Origin of the sequence: Micromonospora sp. HK10, from assembly GCF_000982955.1 — a bacterium.
Lineage (GTDB): Bacteria > Actinomycetota > Actinomycetes > Mycobacteriales > Micromonosporaceae > Micromonospora.
The window spans coordinates 1-16,393 of the sequence record NZ_KQ058695.1; the positions used below are offsets into that span (position 1 = coordinate 1).

The following is a 16,393-nucleotide window of genomic DNA, read 5'->3' on the forward strand; positions in this document are numbered from 1 at the left end:
CAAGGAAATGGGCACCACCGAGAACGGCACCAACAGCATCAACGACATCACCCCCGTCCTGAACAAGGAAACCGGCAAGCACTACCGGTCGGTCGAGATCAAGAACAGCAACGCCGACGACAAGCAGACCGACACCCTGCGCACCGACATCGTCCGCACCATCGACGACGGCCGCGCCGTGGTCGCCAACATCGCCGGCACCACCACCGACACCGACGGCAACACCCACTCCTTCGAAGGCGGCCACTACATCAGCGTCGTCGGCTACCAGAACAACGGCCACACCGTCACCATCGCCGACAGCGCCAACCCGAACACCGCCTCCTACCACATCAGCATCGACAACCTCGCCGACTGGATCGCCACCCGCGGCTACAGCACCTCCTGACGATCCGAGCAGTCCCAGCCACACACGAAAGGGCCCGACCCCGTACGGGGTCGGGCCCTTTCGCACGTCAACCGCCGGCGTCGGCCAACTCGGCGCCGTCCGGCGCAAGTCGTCCAACCCGGCACCGCCCGGCGGGAGGGCCGTCGCTGGGCGGTCAGATCGTCCAACCCGGCACCCGCCCGGCGGGAGGGCCGTCGCTGGGCGGTCAGATCGTCCGACCCGGCACCGCCCGGCGGGGAGCCGTCGCGGGGCGGTCAGCGGTGTCGCCGGCGGGTACCCGCTCGGCCTCGTCCGGCACCTCCACGGCCGCTGGCCGGTGCGCCCGGCGGCGCAGCCACCAGGTGCTCACCACGCCGGCCAGCACGGCCAGGGCCAGGCCAGCCCAGGAGAGGTCCTTGAGCCAGTGCTCGGCCGCCCGCCCCACGCTGAAGAGCAGGTACGTCGTGCCGAACGCCCAGACCAGGCCGCCGGCCGCGTTGGCCAGCAGGAACCGGCGGTAGGGCACGTGCAGGGCGCCGGCCAGGGGCCCGGCGAGGATCCGCAGCAAGGCCACGAAGCGGCCGAAGAAGACGGCCCAGACGCCGTGCCGGGCGAAGCTCTGCTCGGCGCGGGCGAGCTGCGCCGGGCCGAGGTGCTTCGGGAAGCGCCGGCCGAGCCGGGTCAACAGAGGACGCCCCCCGCGCCGGCCGATGGCGTACCCGACGGAGTCACCGACGATGGCGCCGGCCGCGGCGGCGGCGGCCACCCAGTGGGGTTCGATCACCCCGGTGGCGGCCAGCAGGGCGGAGCTGACCAGCACGATCTCGCCGGGCAGCGGTACGCCCATGCTCTCCACGCCGATCACCGCGGCGACGATCAGGTAGGCGACGCCCGGGGGAAGCGCGGCGAGCAGGTGTTGTACGTCCACCACACCCACCCCTTCCGGTCCGACCTCGAACCCTACCCGGGAGCGGGCGGCCGGGCCGCCTCGTCAGCCGGGGGTCACCGGGGCGAGGAACTCCAGCCGGTTGCCGTGCGGGTCGTGGGTGTGGAACCGCCGCATGCCGGGAACCTCCTCGTCACCCCAGGTGACGGGGTGACCGGCGGCGGTCAGCCGGGCGGCGAGCGCGTCGAGGTCGGGGCGGAGCAGCGCGGGGTGCGCCTTCCGGGCGGGCCGGAAATCGTCCTCGACGCCGAGGTGCAGTTCGGCGTCGTACCCGGTGAACCAGCAACCACCGCGGGCGGCGAGGGCCGGTGGTTTGGCCTTCTCGGTCAGGCCGAGCAGGCCGGCGTAGAAGGAGCGGGACAGTTCCTCGGAGCCGCGTGGGCAGGCGAGCAGGACGTGGTGGATCATGGGGGCACCTCCTCGTCCCGAACCCTGGCACGAGGTTGCGCGAATAGCAAGACGGACGTACGGTTTTGTTGGAAGCACGGCCCGGGTAAGTGTTGCCTAAGCGCGGCAGCGCCCCGGCCGGTGCGACAGACTGCTCAGGACTACTCACGGTCGCTGGTGTGAAGGAGTACGACGTGGCGAGCCTCGACACCTTCGGTGCGAAGACCCAGCTACGCGTCGGAGACGCGAGCTACGAGATTTTCAAGATCGACAAGGTGGACGGCCACGACCGGCTGCCCTACAGCTTGAAGATCCTGCTGGAGAACCTGCTGCGGACCGAGGACGGCGCGAACATCACCGCCGACCACATCCGTCAGCTCGGCGCGTGGGACGCCAGCGCCGACCCGAGCGTGGAGATCCAGTTCACGCCGGCCCGGGTGCTGATGCAGGACTTCACCGGCGTGCCCTGCGTCGTGGACCTGGCCACCATGCGGGAGGCCGTCCGCGACCTCGGCGGCGACGCCACCAAGGTGAACCCGCTCGCCCCGGCCGAGCTGGTCATCGACCACTCCGTCATCGCCGACCTGTTCGGCCGCGAGGACGCCTTCGAGCGCAACGTCGAACTGGAGTACCAGCGCAACAAGGAGCGCTACCAGTTCCTGCGCTGGGGCCAGACCGCGTTCAACGAGTTCAAGGTCGTCCCGCCGGGCACCGGCATCGTGCACCAGGTCAACATCGAGTACCTCGCGCGCACGGTGATGGAGCGCAACGGCCAGGCGTACCCGGACACCGTGGTCGGCACCGACTCGCACACCACCATGGTCAACGGCCTGGGCGTGCTCGGCTGGGGCGTCGGCGGCATCGAGGCCGAGGCCGCGATGCTCGGCCAGCCGGTCAGCATGCTCATCCCCCGGGTCGTCGGCTTCAAGCTCTCCGGCGAGATGCCGGCCGGCACCACCGCCACCGACCTGGTGCTCACCATCACCGAGATGCTGCGCAAGCACGGCGTGGTCGGCAAGTTCGTCGAGTTCTACGGACCGGGCGTGAGCGCGGTGCCGCTGGCCAACCGTGCCACCATCGGCAACATGTCGCCGGAGTACGGCTCGACCGTGGCGATCTTCCCGATCGACGGCGAGACCGTCCGCTACCTGGAGCTGACCGGTCGCGACCCGCAGCAGGTCGCGCTGGTCGAGGCGTACGCCAAGGAGCAGGGCCTCTGGCACGACCCGGACCACGAGCCGGAGTACTCCGAGCGCCTGGAGCTGGACCTCGGCACCATCGAGCCGTCCCTGGCCGGCCCCAAGCGCCCGCAGGACCGGGTGCCGCTGGGCAGCGCCAAGACGCTGTTCCGCTCTGCGCTCAGCGACTACGTGGCCGCCGACGAGACCGGCGGCGACCCGGGCCGCAAGCCCGGCGTGCCGCAGCAGGAGAAGCCGTTCGGCACCGACGGCCCGGCCGACGAGGCGTCCGCCGAGTCCTTCCCGGCCAGCGACTCCCCGGCCAACGGCGTCAACGACCCGGCCGACGCGCCGCGCGACCTGGAGACCGCTGCGGTCGGCGCGGGCGGCCGGGCCAGCAACCCGGTACGGGTGACCGGCGCCGACGGCGTCGAGTACGAGCTGGACCACGGCGCCGTGGTGATCGCCGCGATCACCTCCTGCACCAACACCTCGAATCCGCAGGTCATGATCGGCGCCGCGCTGCTGGCCCGCAACGCGGTGGAGAAGGGCCTGAACCGCAAGCCGTGGGTGAAGACCACCCTGGCCCCGGGCTCCAAGGTCGTCATGGACTACTACGACCGCGCCGGCCTCACCCCCTACCTGGAGAAGCTCGGCTTCAACCTGGTCGGCTACGGCTGCACCACCTGCATCGGCAACTCCGGTCCCCTGCCCGAGGAGGTCTCCGCCGCGGTCAACGAGGCTGACCTGGCCGTCGTCTCGGTGCTCTCCGGCAACCGCAACTTCGAGGGCCGGATCAACCCGGACGTCAAGATGAACTACCTGGCGTCCCCGCCGCTGGTGGTCGCGTACGCCCTCGCCGGCACCATGGACATCGACCTGGCCAACGAGCCGATCGGCGAGGACGCCCAGGGCAACCCGGTGTTCCTGCGGGAGATCTGGCCGAACAGCGCCGAGATCCAGGACGTCATCGCCTCGGCGATCGGCGCCACCGGCTTCAGCTCCGCGTACGCCGACGTGTTCGCCGGCGACGAGCGCTGGCAGTCGCTGCCGACCCCGACCGGCGACACGTTCTCCTGGGCCGGCGATTCCACCTACGTGCGCAAGCCCCCGTACTTCGAGGGCATGCAGCAGGACCCGCAGCCGGTGCAGGACATCGCCGGCGCCCGGGTGCTGGCCAAGCTGGGCGACTCGGTGACCACCGACCACATCTCCCCGGCCGGCTCGATCAAGGCGGACTCCCCCGCCGGCCGCTACCTGGCCGAGCACGGCGTGGCCCGGCACGAGTTCAACTCGTACGGCTCCCGCCGGGGCAACCACGAGGTGATGATCCGGGGCACCTTCGCCAACATCCGGCTGCGCAACCAGCTCGTCCCCGGTGTGGAGGGCGGCTTCACGGTCAACCACCTGACCGGCGAGCAGACCTCGATCTACGACGCCTCGGTGGCCTACCAGGAGGCGGGCGTCCCGCTGGTCATCCTGGCCGGCAAGGAGTACGGCTCCGGCTCGTCACGCGACTGGGCGGCCAAGGGCACCATGCTGCTCGGCGTGAAGGCGGTCATCGCCGAGTCGTACGAGCGGATCCACCGCTCGAACCTGATCGGCATGGGCGTCCTTCCGCTGCAGTTCCCGGTCGACACCACGGCCGAGTCGCTGGGCCTGACCGGCACCGAGACGTTCTCGTTCAGCGGCGTGACCGCGCTGAACGACGGCGACATCCCGCGCACGGTGAAGGTCACCACCGACACCGGCGTGGAGTTCGACGCCGTCGTCCGGATCGACACCCCCGGTGAGGCGGACTACTACCGGCACGGCGGCATCCTGCAGTACGTGCTGCGCCGCATGATCGCCAGCTGACGCGTAGAACGCGCAGGGCCCCTTCCGGCGACCAGCGGGAAGGGGCCCTACGGTGTCTCCGGCACCGCCTGCTCGCCGACGCACCCCTGACGGGCTGGCCTGCAAGCCGCGCGAGGCGACAGCTCGTGATCGGCGGTGGGCGACCCGGGAACTTGACACCGGGCGCCCGGGTCGGGGGAGGATCTGGCGTGAGGGCAATTCTTTCGACGCCGCCCGCAATCCCCGCCGGCACCCTGGCGGCCGGACCCCAACCGGCACTTCCTGCCCCGGGTGGCCTGCTCCTGCGGCCCTGGGAACCGACCGATGCCGCGGTCTTCCTGGCTGCGTACCAGGACCCCGAGATCCGGCACTGGCACACTCGCCAACCCGCGTCCGAAGACCAGGTCCGTGACTGGTTCGAGCAGTACCGTCAGGCCTGGCAGCAGGAGACGGGCGGGAGCTGGGCAGTGACGCGCGGCGGGGTGGTGCTGGGGCGCATCGCTCTGGGCAGCATGAATCTCGATGACGGTGTCGCAGGGTGCGCGTACTGGGTGCTCCCGGCCGCCCGTGGAGCAGGGGTGGCCGCCCGTGCGCTGACCGCCGTGAGCAACTGGGCGCTGGGCGAGGGCCGTTTCCACCGGCTGTATCTGGACCACTCGACCCGAAATTTCGCCTCCTGCCGGGTCGCGGTCAAGGCCGGTTTCGTCCTGGAGGGCACGAAGCGCAGCGATGCTGTCCACTCCGACGGCCGGCACGACATGCACCTGCACGCCCGCGTCCGGGGCGACGGGCAACCGGGCGGCGTCCCCGCGGGTCCGGCAACCGGCTGAGGATCAGCGTCCGGCCCGCCTCACGCCGTCGTGGTTTCCAGCACCCGCTTGAGCCGGGCGAGGTCGTCGCTGACCAGCTCCGCGTCCCGCGCGAAGTCCACATCGGTCATCCCCGGCGAGCGGCGCAGCGTGAACACCACCTCGCAGCCCGGGCCGTCCGCGATGACCCGCAGCGGCACGTAGACCGTCTCGCCGGCGGGCGTGACCACCTCGTGGTCGAGCACCCCGTACTCGTTGCGGGGGGCGAAGGTGAGCCGCGCCGGGCCCTCCGGGGTCTCGACGAACCACTCGCCGTCGACCAGGGTCACCGAGCTGCCGAGGCCCGGCGCCCAGCGGGGCAGGTTCGCCGGGTCGGCGGCAAAGGCGTAGACCGCCGCGACCGGGCGGTCGACGTGGACGCTGAGGTGCCGGGATTCGCTGGCCACCCGCCGATGATGGCACGGGTGTCCGACGCTCGCGCTACATTGCGCCGGCGGTGCGCCGCGGCGGTGGCCAGCGGCCAGCCGGTGATGCGCCGCGGCTGCGGAGCGGCCGGCAACGTGAGGTCCTCCGCGTCCTGTGCTGACCGGCCCCGCTCACCACGGGATCACCCCCGCGTCCTCGAAGTACCCGCCGGTCGGCCCGCCGTCGGGCAGCGTCGCCAGCCGGATTCCGATCGCCGCGCCCTGCTGCGGGGTGCGCACGCCCCGGAAGCCGTTCAGGTCGGTCGCGGTGAACCCCGGGCAGCCGGCGTTGATCAGGATGTTCGTGTCGGCCAGCGCCCGGGCGTACTGGATCGTCACCGCGTTGAGCATGGTCTTCGACGGGGAGTACGCCACCGACAGCGGCCCGGTCTGATGTTCGCCCTCCGAGGCGCTCTGCCGGGTCAGCGACCCGACGCCGCTGGACATGTTGACGATCCGCGGCGACGCCGAGCGGCGCAGCAGCGGCAGCATCGCCTCGGTCACCCGGATGACGCCGATCACGTTGACCTCCACGGCCGTCCGCACGGCCGCAAGGTCGACGTCACCGGGGCGCTGCCGCCCGCCCCCGGTCACGCCCGCGTTGTTCACCAGCACGTCGAGGCCACCGGCCTCCGTCTCCAGCAGCCGGGCGGCGGCGGCCACGCTCGCGTCGTCGGTCACGTCCAGCGGTACGCCGAACGCGTCCACGCCGTCCGCGCGCAGCTTCGCCACGGCCGCCTCCCGGCGCTGCTCGTCCCGCGCGCCCACACCCACCCGCCAGCCGAGTGCCCCCAGGCCGGCCGCGATCTCGTACCCGATCCCCTTGTTCGCGCCGGTCACCAGCGCGATCGTCCGTTCGCTCATGGTGTCGATGCTGTCCGGGCGGCGTACCGGCCGCCAACACCGCTTCGGTAGCGCGCGATACCCGGACGGTATCGCCGAGGGTAGGGTTGCCAGGTGGAGACCCGCGAGTTGCGCTACTTCGTGGCGGTGGCCGAGGAACTGCACTTCAGCCGCGCCGCGCGCCGCCTGGGCATCGCCCAGCCGCCGCTGTCCCGGGCTATCCGGCAGCTCGAGCGGCGTCTCGGGGTGACCCTGCTGGAACGGGACAGCCGCGGCGTCGCGCTGACCCCGGCCGGGTCGGTGCTGCTGCGGGAGGGCCGGGCCGCCCTCGACGCCGTGGCGGCCGCCGACCGCCGTACCCGTCGTGCCGGTCAGGCCGCGAACGGCGGTGCGGGGCTGGTGCTGGCGACGAAGGCGGGGGCATCGAGCGAGCTGCTGCCGAAACTGCTCGACGCGTACGCCGCCGAGCCGGACGCCGTCCCCGTCGAGGTGCTGCTGTGCGGCATCGGCGAGCAGGAACGGCTGCTGCGCGACGGGCGCGCCGACGTGGCCCTGCTGCACCGACCGTTCGACTCGATCACCGGGCTGGACAGCGAGGAACTGGTCACCGAGCAGCAGGTGGCGATCCTGCCGGCCGGGCATCCGCTGGCCCACCGGCCGCACCTGCGGATGGCCGAGGTGGAGGCGCTGCCCGACCTGCCGATGCCGCGCTGGCCCCGGTCCGACGGGTCGTATCCGCCCGGTCCGGGCCCCGAGGTCCGGGACCACGCCCAGTTGCTCCAACTGGTCGCCCTCGGGCGTACCTCGGTGGTGCTGCCGGAGTCGTGCCGGTCCCTGCTGCGGCCGGACGTGGCCGCCGTACCGGTGCTGGACGCGCCCTCGGTGACCACCGTGATCGCGTGGCCACCGCACAGCCGGTCCCGGGCGCTGGCCGGCCTGGTCCGGACCGCCACCCGCTGCTGAGCTCTGCCCAGGTCAGCAGGTTCCCGCACGGCTGCCGGGTGACGGCCCGGTAGCCTGCCGGCGGCGCCGCGGATCAGTCCTCGGCGGCCCGGCGGCGTGCCTCGCGCAGCTTCATGGCGTGCTCCAGCAGCGTGACCAGCACCTCCTTGGCCGACTCCCGTTCCCGCGCGTCACAGAGCACCACCGGTACGCCCGGGTCGAGGTCGAGCGCCGCCTGCACCTCGTCGAGCCGGTAGTTCCGGGCCCCCTCGAAGCAGTTCACGGCGACCACGAACGGGGTGCCACGCCCCTCGAAGTAGTCGATCGACGGGAAGCAGTCGGCCAGCCGGCGGGTGTCGGCGAGCACCACGGCCCCGATCGCACCGAGCGCCAACTCGTCCCAGACGAACCAGAACCGGTCCTGGCCCGGCGTGCCGAACAGGTAGACCACCAGGTCGTCGCTGATGGTGATCCGGCCGAAGTCCATCGCCACCGTGGTGGTCGACTTGCCCTCCACCCCGGACAGGTCGTCGATGCCGACGCCGGTCTCGGTCAGCACCTCCTCGGTCCGCAGCGGGCGGGTCTCGCTGACCGCGCCGACCAGGGTGGTCTTGCCGACGCCGAAACCGCCGGCGACCAGGATCTTGATCGCGGTGGGCAGCGGCGCCGCACCCGCCGGTCGCTCAGAGCGCCCGTAGTCCATTGATAACCGCCTCGAAGACACTTTCATCGGGAAGGCCGGCGGAAGTCGCGCGCGGCTCACGGACCTCCACCAGGCTGCGGGCCACCAGGTCACCGAGGAGCACCCGGACGGTGCCCACCGGCAGGTCGAGGTGGGCGGCGATCTCCGCCACCGACTGGATCCGCTGGCAGAGCGCGACGATCGCGAGGTGCTCGGGCCCCAGCCCGGACTCCGCGCCCGTGTCCGCCCGGGTCGCCGTGACCAGGGAGATCAGGTCGAACGTGCCGGTCACCGGGCGGGCCCGGCCACCGGTCACCGCGTACGGGCGGACCACCGGACCGGCATGGTCGTCCACCCACTCGTCCGCCGCGGACTCCCTCCCGCCGGTCATCGTGCCGGATTCTCGCCGGCGGACGGTTCCCGGGTCGGCGAGGCGACGAACCGCCCGACCCGGGTGACCAGCATCGCCATCTCGTAGGCGATCAGGCCGACGTCGGCGTCCTCGGCCGCCAGCACGGCCAGGCAGGCGTTGCGCCCGGCCGCGGTGACGAAGAGGAACGACGACTGCATCTCGATGATGGTCTGCTGCACCTGGCCGCCACCGAAACGCTTGCCGGCGCCCCGGGCCAGGCTCTGGATGCCGGCCGCCATGGCGGCCAGGTGCTCGCCGTCGTCCCGGCTGAGCCCCCGTGACGAGGCCATCAGCAGGCCGTCGGTGGAGAGCGCCACGGCGTGTTCCGCCGCCTTGACCCGGCCTACCAGGTCATCCAGCAGCCAGGTCAGGTCCGCGCTCGAAGCCGTCTTCTGCGCCACTCGTCGTCCTCTTCTCCCCGGTTGGTCTCGCCGTACTCGTCTGCGGTCCGCCGCCGCGGCGTCTCCGTCAGGTCGCCTGTCCGTCTCCCGGGTCCGGCCCAGCGTTGACGCCCTGCGCCCCGCCGAGCAGCCGCGCCGCGTCGGTGCGCCCGCGCCGGGTGCCGCTCTGGTAGGAGGTCATCATCCGGCGCACCTGCTCCGGCGGACGCACCGTGTCCTCGTCCGGGTCGCCCGCCACGGTGGCCGTCTCGACGCGCAGTTCGGGCGCGAGACTCGCCTGGCGTACCCGGACGGGCAGGCCGGAGCCGGTCGACCCGTCGCCGTCACCGTCCGCCGCCGGCTCGGCGGCACCGCCGGGCACGGCCGCCGGCTCGGCGGCACCCCCGGGCGCCGCCGCCGGGCCGGCGGAAGTGCCGGCCGGTGCGGCCGGTGCCGGCCGCCGCCGGACCCGTGCCGGCAGCCCGGACGGGGTGAGCCGGGGCGCCTCGGCGGCCACCTCGGCCGGCTCCGGCGTCGGCTCGGAGTCCAGTCCGGTTTCCGCGGCGGTCGGCACGGCGGCTCCGGTGACGGTCGCCGACTCCGTGCCGGCCTCGGCCTCGACGCTCGACGTCACCGGGGCGCCTTCGCCGGACCCGGCACCGGCCCGGAAGCCACCCGAGGTCTCCGCGTCCGGCCCGTTGTCGGTGACCAGCTCGCGCGGGATCAGCACGACGGCCGTGGTGCCGCCGTACGCGGACTCCCTGAGCTGGACCTTCACGCCGTGCCGCTCGGTGAGCCGGCTGACCACGTACAGGCCGAGCCGGGCGGCGTCGGCGAGGTTCAGCTCGGACCGGTCCACGATGCGATGGTTCGCGGCGGCCAGCTCCTCCTCGCCCATGCCCAGGCCCCGGTCCTCGATCTCGATCGCGAAGCCGTTGCCGACGAGCTGGCCGCGCACCTCGACGGTGGTGTGCGGGGGTGAGAAGGAGAGCCCGTTCTCGATCAGCTCGGCCAGCAGGTGGATGACGTCACCGACGGCCCGGCCGGCGAGCGACACCGGCCCGAGCGGCAGCACCTTGACCCGGGTGTAGTCCTCGACCTCCGCCACCGCGCCGCGCACCACGTCGACCATCGGCACGTTGCGCCGCCAGGCCCGGCCCGGGGTGGAGCCGGAGAGCACGATCAGGTTTTCCGCGTTGCGCCGCATCCGGGTCGCCAGGTGGTCGACGCGGAACAGATCCTCCAGCTCCTCGGCGTCGTGCTCCCGGCGTTCCATGGCGTCCAGGAGGGTGAGCTGGCGGTGCACCAGGGCCTGGGTCCGTCGGGCCAGGCTCAGGAAGACCTCGCGGACGCTGCGGCGCAGCTCCGCCTGCTCGACGGCGGTCCGGATGGCGGTCTCCTGCACCACGTTGAACGCCCGGCCCACCTGCCCTATCTCGTCGGCGCCGAACTCCAGCGGCGGCGCCTCCCGGGCGACGTCCACCTGATCGCCCCGGCCGAGCCGTTCCACCACGCCGGGCAGCTGCTCGTTCGCCAGCCGGAACGCGGCGTCGCGCAGCCGTTCCAACTGCCGGACCAGCGCCCGGGCCGTGGTGATGGAGACCACGATGGACGCGATGACGGCGATGAGGCCGAGGCCGGCGGCGAGCACCATCCGCACGATCACCCAGATGGCCACCGGTTTGGCCCGGCCGACGAGCGAGTCGCCGGCGGCCAGCACGGCGCTTTCCTGCTCGTCCAGGGCCGGCGTGATGGCGGCCTGCCACTCGGCGGCCGTCACCGGCAGCGGCCGGTCCGGCCGGCCGTCCTTCATGAGCCGGTCCTCGAGCGCCCGCAGCCGGATGAAGGCGGGGTCCGCCGTCATCCGCGCGTACCGGTCCCGGTCGGCGGCGGGCAGCTCGGCGATCGCCTCGCCGGCGAGGAACCGCTGCGCCCCGACCAGCCGGGCGAAGAGGATGTATTCCTGGTCGGTGATCCGGCCGGCGGCCGCCACGCCGGAGTAGAGGGCGTCCTCCTGGGACATCAGCTCGCGTACCCGCACCAGTTGGGTGAGGGTCGAGGTGTCCTTGGCGATGTCCTCGTCGTCGAGCTTGCCCAGGGCCGCGTACATCCGGAAGAGCGAGTCCAGGACGCCGCTGTACGCGGCCGCCGCGGCCCCCCGGTCGATGGACCGGGCCGCGACCTCGTCGCGCACCGGGCCCAGGGAGTCCAGCCGGTCGGCCACCTCGTCGATCCGTTGCACCAGCTCGTCGCTGGCCGCCGCCCGGGCCCGCCAGGAGCGCGCGGAGGTCACGAAGGTGGCCGCCAGTTCCTCGCTGCGCCGGCGCTGCTCGCGCAACTGCTCGACCTGCTTGGGCGAGGGCTGGCCCAGATAGGCCACCGACATCCGGCGTTCCTCCTGCAACGCCGTACGCAGCGACTCGCTGGGCTCGGCGACCTGGGCGTCCAGCGTCTGCACGCCGAGCACGTTCAGTCCATCCTGGAGGGTCACCCAGGCCGCGAACGCCCAGAGCGCGGCCAGCGAGACCAGCAGGGCCACGACCTTGGTGCGCAACCGTGTACTGCGGGAACCCATTACACCGTCCCTGGCTGATCCTGACCGACGTTCGCCGATGGCCGAAACGTGCGCAGCCGGCCCTGGCGCACGCTAGCAGTGTCCGGAACCTCACTCAAGAAGTGTCGATCAAGAGACGGTGGAAACGGGCGGACTCAGCTGCGCCACCTGGCGCAGGCGCTCCACCGCCAGCTTCTGCGCGGCCAGGACGGCGGCCCGCACGATCAGCGGTGGATGGTAGAGATCCTTGTCGTGCCACAGTGGTGGGTGCTGACGGACCGCACCCACCCGCAGGTGACCGACCGCTCGGGCGAGGGCGGCGTCCGTCTCCGGCCGGGCCGGCGCCGCCACCAGCACCTGCACGGCGTACGCGGTCTCCTCGGCCGTCCCGCCCCAGCGCCCCCAGGACCCGTCGGCGTGCTGGCTGTCGAGCACCCCGTCGGCCGCCCGCCGCAGCGCCGGCGCCACCTCGGGCGCGGCCTGCGGGCGCAGGGCCAGCACGGCGGAGGCGGTCGCGTAGTAGGGAGAGGCGTGCCAGCGGTCCGACCAGGAGCCGTCCGGCTGCTGCTGGTCGAGAAGCCAACGGGCCACCCGGCGGGCCGCCGACACCGCGCGGGCGTCGGTCCCGCCCGCCGCCGGGCCGAGCGCCTCCAGCACGTGCGCGTTGGTGCTGACCGACGCGCCGTCCTCCCCCTGCCAGGTGCAGAAGTGGGTGCCCAGGTCGTACCGGAACAGGCAGGACGGGTCGGCCCGGGCGCCGGTCGCGGCCAGGGCGTACAGGGTCGCCGCGGTGGTGTCGGCGTCGGCGGGCAGGCCGGGGCCGGTCGCGGCGCCCTCGGGACCGAGGGCCTCGCGGAGGCCGGCGGCGAGCGGGGCCGTCACCGCCGCGGGCACGCCGGCGCGGGCCAGGGCGCCGAGCACCCAGGACCGTTCGAAGACGGTGATCGGCGTGGCGCACGGGACCGGGCCCTGGTAGTCGGTCACCACCTGGTCGAGGAAGTCGACGGCGGCGCTCTGCTTCCCGTCCGGGGCGCCGAGCCAGGCGGCGGTCGCTGCCGGCGACGCGCCCACCGCGCCGTGCGGGGTGGGCGCCACGGACGGCAGCCGCGTCGCGGCCGGGCCGAGCACCTCCAGGGCGTGGACCAGTTTCTGCGGGACCGGGACGCCGGAGCGGACGAGCCGCCGGACCGCGTCGAGCCGGCCGCGTCCCATGCCGGCGGGCAGCGGCGGCCGGGCTCCCCGCCAACGCGCCAGCCCGGCGGGCGGGTCGGCCAGGCGCGCGCCGATCCGTTCCGCCAGCGCCGGCGCGATCAGGTCGCCGGCCGGCAGGTCGGGCGGCGGAAAGGCCGCCGGGCCGGCCGCCCGGTCCAGCAGCAGGCGCAGCCCCCGGTCGATCGCCTGCCGCACGCCGTCCCGGGACCAACCGGCCGGCTCGTCCCGGTCCAGGGTCGCCAGCAGCCCGTCCACGACGCTCAGCGTGGGCACCAGGGCGTATCCCTCCGGCCCGCCCCAGCCGCCGTCGGCGCGCTGGCCGGCCAGCAGGAAGCGGATCCGTTCGGCGTGGTAGCCCAGCCAGGGCGCCGAGGCCACCAGCCGGGCCGTCTCGTACGGGGACGCACAGGTGCGCCCCGCGGGCCGGGCGAGCACGTCGGCGACCAGGCCGGCCACGGCGTCGACGGTGGCCGCCCCGGCGTCGGCGGCCGGCTCCGGGCCGCTCACGGAACGCCCCAGAAATCGGTGGAGCGGTAGAACCCGCTGGTGTAGCCGAGTTGGCGGGCCAGGTAGGTCGCCTCCCGCGGCACGTCCGGGCGCAGTTCGTCGATGAGGCTGCTGGCCCGGCGCACCTGAGCCGCGAGTTCCTGTTCGACGACCGCCCGGTCCGGCACCAGCAGCAACGCGTTCAGGTCGCCCCAGCGCAGGTCCCGCTCGTAGCTGGCCAGGTCGTTGACCAGCCGCAGCGCCCGTTGCACCGCGTCGCTGGCGGCCACCAGCCGATCGAGGTGGGCGTGCGCGCGCGGGCCGCCGACGCCCGCCCAGTGCGCCACGTTGACCACCGTGCAGGCCAGGTTGTCGGCGTTGGCGAGGTAGTCGGTCAGCGCGGGGCGGTGCTCGTCGGCGCGCCAGTGCCACTCCCGGCCCATCGCGGCCAGCGTCCGGTCCACCGCGTCCCGCCAGGCCTCGCCGACCGCCGCGAACCCGGGACCGGCGGCCAGCTCCGCCCGCAGCTCGGCGAGGAACCCGCCGAGTGGGTCCGCCGGGTCGGGCGGCCCGCCGCCGGCGACCGCCCGCTGCCGGCGTACCAGCAGGTCGAGGTCGGCGGCGGCGGTCGTCTCGTGGTCCACCTGCCAGTCCAGCGCGAAGCCCCAGAGCACCGCCCGGTTGCTCAGCCGCAGCTGCGCGGCCGTGCACCACGGCGCACTGAAGGCCATCGCCAGGGCGATGCTGCTGGCCAGGGCGGCGTCGAACGGCCCGGCGCCGAACAGGTCGGGGTGCGCCGCCAGGCCGCGCTGCAGCTCCCGCTGCCCCTGCGCGGCCAGGGCGCAGACCCGCCCGTGCTCGGCGGCGGCCCGCAGCTCATCGGTCCCGGCCAGGGCCGGTGCGCTCACGCCGGTACCCGTTGCCGGTGCGGGGTGAGCAGCAGCGGCACCCGCTCCCGGGGCCGCAGCGACGCGGCGAGCTGCGGGTTCGGCATGCCGGGCGTACGCAGCCGGTAGCGGAACCGGCTCAGCAGCGTCGCCACGATCAGCGGGGCCTCCAGTTGGAACAGGTACTGGCCGATGCACTGGTGGGCGCCGCCGCCGAACGGGTAGTAGGCGTACCGGTGGGACCGCCGCGGCCGGTCGGGCGCGAACCGCTCCGGGTCGAAGACGTCCGGCCGCTCCCAGAACCGGGCCAGCCGCTGGGTGACGTACGGGCTGAGGATCACCGTGCCGCCGGCGCGGATCCGGGTGTCGCCGATCACGTCGTCGGCGATGGCGGTGCGCGGCACCAGCCAACCCGACGGGTACATCCGGACCAGCTCGTCGAGCACCATCCGGGTGTACTGGAGCTGGCCGAGCTGCTCGCGGCTGATCACCTCGCCGGGGCCGACCACCCGGTCGAGCTCCGCGTAGAGCCGGTCGGCGATGTCGGGCAGCTGCTCCAGCAGCGGGAAGAGCCAGGTGAGCACCACGTACGTGGTTTCCGTGGTGGTGGCGAACATGGACACCAGGTCGTCGCGGACCCGCTGCTCGGTCAGTTCGCGGCCGTCCGCGTCCCGGGCCCGGGCCAGGGCGGCCAGGATGTCGTCGCCGCCGTCGGGGTGGGCCCGTTCGGCGCGTACCAGCGGCAGCAGGATGTCGTCGATGTTGCGCACGGCCCGGCGGAAGGCCCGGTCGCCCGGGGCCGGCACGGACTCCGGCAGGAACGGGGCGAGCAGCCGGAAGCGGAGTGCGGTCGCCACCGTGTCCTGCTCGGCCACCACCCGGACGCCGTCCGGGACACTGATCTTGTTGCCGAAGAAGACCCGGATGACCGCCTGGCAGATGATCCGGGAGATCTCCGTCGCGGCATCGACCGGGACGCCCGCGCGGGCCGGCTCGGCCAGTTCGTCGACGGCCTCGCTGATCGCCTGGCTCATGTCGTCGACCACGGCGTCGATCCGCTTGGCGGTGAAGTGCGGCTGCAGCCGCCGGCGGCTGTCCTCCCAGGCCGGTCCCTCGGAGAGGATGCCGTCGCCGGCCAGCTTACGGACGGACTTCCACATCATGCTGTTGCCGGCGCGGGTGTAGTTGGCGGCGTTGTCCCGCAGCACGTGCTGGACGTGAGCGGGCTCGGCCACCAGGTACGGGCGGATCGTGCCGAGGTTGAGCTGGACGACCTGGTTCGGCGCCGCGTCGGCGAGTCCGACCAGGGTGCCCAGCGGGTCCCGCACCAGGCCGCGGAGCGTACGACGCAGGGGTGCGATGTGCGGCCGGCCGGCCCCGTCCGGGGGCGCGGCCGCCTCAGCCATGGGTCACCTGCACGGAATCCTCCTTCGGACGCTGCCTCATGGACCTGGCGGCACGGTCCATGATGGTCACCGGCGTCCGCCGACCTCGGGTCGGGCCGGAGCCGGCGGGCGGAGAACGTCCGCTGAACGCCCGCTCCGGATCAACTCACAGTCGCGACGCGGTGATGGCCCGTGACGTCTTTGTGGCCGAGCATGCCAGCCGGACGAGAAGAGGAGAAGACGGGAAGGGAAAATATTTCACCACTGAACCTTCCCACTGTCGACAATGGATCTCGTGGGACGTGCGCGACCGGAAGACTTCCCAGGTAGCGCCCTCTGGCCCGGCGACAGGCCCGGGTCGGGGTGGCGGCGGGCGGCCCGCACCATGCCCGGGGCCGGGACCGCGTCCCGGCCGCACGGCCCGGTTACCCATGGTGACCAGCGACCAGCTGGCCGGACGGGCCGGACGAGCCGGTCTTGAGTAGTGGACGCGGCCGGACCGGGCCGGCCGCGCGTAGTCCGGGCGGGCGGCCTCGAGTCGCCCGAGCGGGCCGGCCGCGAGTCGGTCCCGGTCGGGCGGGGCCGGGCGGCGACCGCCGCCGGGCGGCCGGGCGGCGGCGCGG

15 protein-coding genes are annotated in these 16,393 nt (G+C 73.5%); 4 read left to right on the forward strand and 11 right to left on the reverse strand.

Going from position 1 to position 16,393, the window contains the following annotated elements:
* The coding region (locus LQ51_RS04425; RefSeq protein WP_046563374.1) for a C39 family peptidase at positions 1-388 on the forward strand (388 nt) is incomplete at its 5' end.
* Positions 389-593: 205 nt separating this feature from the next.
* Here LQ51_RS04425 and LQ51_RS04430 read toward each other — a convergent pair.
* Both LQ51_RS04430 and LQ51_RS04435 read right to left on the reverse strand, forming a co-directional pair.
* Entirely contained in the window at positions 594-1,295 is a 702-nt protein-coding gene (locus LQ51_RS04430; protein ID WP_046563375.1) for a DedA family protein, read from the reverse strand.
* Positions 1,296-1,358: 63 nt separating this feature from the next.
* A complete protein-coding gene (locus tag LQ51_RS04435; RefSeq protein ID WP_046563362.1) occupies positions 1,359-1,721 on the reverse strand; it encodes a VOC family protein in 363 nt (120 codons plus the stop codon).
* A 158-nt stretch (positions 1,722-1,879) separates the two neighbouring features.
* Between LQ51_RS04435 and LQ51_RS04440 the strand changes: the two genes are divergently transcribed.
* A complete protein-coding gene (locus LQ51_RS04440; protein WP_046563363.1) occupies positions 1,880-4,735 on the forward strand; it encodes an aconitate hydratase in 2,856 nt (951 codons plus the stop codon).
* 188 nt (positions 4,736-4,923) lie between these two features.
* Positions 4,924-5,544, forward strand: coding sequence for a GNAT family N-acetyltransferase (locus LQ51_RS04445; RefSeq protein ID WP_046563364.1), 621 nt, complete (start codon positions 4,924-4,926; stop codon positions 5,542-5,544).
* Between the two features lie 20 nt (positions 5,545-5,564).
* Here LQ51_RS04445 and LQ51_RS04450 read toward each other — a convergent pair whose 3' ends face one another.
* On the reverse strand, positions 5,565-5,969 hold the full coding sequence (locus tag LQ51_RS04450; protein WP_046563365.1) for an SRPBCC family protein: 405 nt from the start codon (positions 5,967-5,969) through the stop codon (positions 5,565-5,567).
* A 150-nt stretch (positions 5,970-6,119) separates the two neighbouring features.
* Positions 6,120-6,851, reverse strand: a complete 732-nt coding sequence (locus LQ51_RS04455) for an SDR family oxidoreductase (protein WP_046563366.1) — start codon at positions 6,849-6,851, stop codon at positions 6,120-6,122.
* Between the two features lie 93 nt (positions 6,852-6,944).
* Between LQ51_RS04455 and LQ51_RS04460 the strand changes: the two genes are divergently transcribed.
* Positions 6,945-7,793 (forward strand): LysR family transcriptional regulator, encoded by an 849-nt coding sequence (locus LQ51_RS04460; protein ID WP_046563367.1) that lies wholly within the window; start codon positions 6,945-6,947, stop codon positions 7,791-7,793.
* A 73-nt stretch (positions 7,794-7,866) separates the two neighbouring features.
* Here LQ51_RS04460 and LQ51_RS04465 read toward each other — a convergent pair whose 3' ends face one another.
* The 7 genes from LQ51_RS04465 to LQ51_RS04495 all read right to left on the reverse strand — a co-directional run bounded on the left by LQ51_RS04465 (position 7,867) and on the right by LQ51_RS04495 (position 15,791).
* Positions 7,867-8,475 carry a GTP-binding protein gene (locus LQ51_RS04465; protein ID WP_046563368.1) on the reverse strand — a complete coding sequence of 203 codons (609 nt, stop codon included), beginning with the start codon at positions 8,473-8,475 and terminating at the stop codon, positions 7,867-7,869.
* Positions 8,456-8,845 (reverse strand): DUF742 domain-containing protein, encoded by a 390-nt coding sequence (locus LQ51_RS04470; RefSeq protein WP_046563369.1) that lies wholly within the window; start codon positions 8,843-8,845, stop codon positions 8,456-8,458. The genes LQ51_RS04465 and LQ51_RS04470 overlap by 20 nt, the downstream gene beginning before the upstream one ends.
* The gene (locus LQ51_RS04475; protein ID WP_046563370.1) at positions 8,842-9,267 is read right to left on the reverse strand and encodes a roadblock/LC7 domain-containing protein; all 426 of its coding nucleotides are present in this window, start codon (positions 9,265-9,267) and stop codon (positions 8,842-8,844) included. The genes LQ51_RS04470 and LQ51_RS04475 overlap by 4 nt, the downstream gene beginning before the upstream one ends.
* Before the next feature lie 67 nt (positions 9,268-9,334).
* Entirely contained in the window at positions 9,335-11,800 is a 2,466-nt protein-coding gene (locus LQ51_RS04480) for a sensor histidine kinase (RefSeq protein ID WP_255352203.1), read from the reverse strand.
* Positions 11,801-11,929: 129 nt separating this feature from the next.
* Complete coding sequence (locus tag LQ51_RS04485; RefSeq protein ID WP_046563372.1) at positions 11,930-13,519, reverse strand: prenyltransferase/squalene oxidase repeat-containing protein; 1,590 nt, start codon at positions 13,517-13,519, stop codon at positions 11,930-11,932.
* Positions 13,516-14,406: a terpene synthase family protein gene (locus LQ51_RS04490; protein WP_231605355.1), complete on the reverse strand. Its 891-nt coding sequence runs from the start codon at positions 14,404-14,406 to the stop codon at positions 13,516-13,518. Before LQ51_RS04490 ends, LQ51_RS04485 begins: the two co-directional genes overlap by 4 nt.
* Positions 14,403-15,791: a cytochrome P450 gene (locus LQ51_RS04495; protein ID WP_046563373.1), complete on the reverse strand. Its 1,389-nt coding sequence runs from the start codon at positions 15,789-15,791 to the stop codon at positions 14,403-14,405. Before LQ51_RS04495 ends, LQ51_RS04490 begins: the two co-directional genes overlap by 4 nt.
* Positions 15,792-16,393: the final 602 nt, after the last annotated feature.

Bases quoted from the DNA above. Each gene is read 5' to 3' on its own strand.
- LQ51_RS04465 (WP_046563368.1), bottom strand. From the start codon at position 8,475: ATGGACTACGGGCGCTCTGAGCGACCGGCGGGTGCGGCGCCGCTGCCC.
- LQ51_RS04455 (WP_046563366.1), bottom strand. From the start codon at position 6,851: ATGAGCGAACGGACGATCGCGCTGGTGACCGGCGCGAACAAGGGGATC.
- LQ51_RS04495 (WP_046563373.1), bottom strand. From the start codon at position 15,791: ATGGCTGAGGCGGCCGCGCCCCCGGACGGGGCCGGCCGGCCGCACATC.
- LQ51_RS04435 (WP_046563362.1), bottom strand. From the start codon at position 1,721: ATGATCCACCACGTCCTGCTCGCCTGCCCACGCGGCTCCGAGGAACTG.
- LQ51_RS04470 (WP_046563369.1), bottom strand. From the start codon at position 8,845: ATGACCGGCGGGAGGGAGTCCGCGGCGGACGAGTGGGTGGACGACCAT.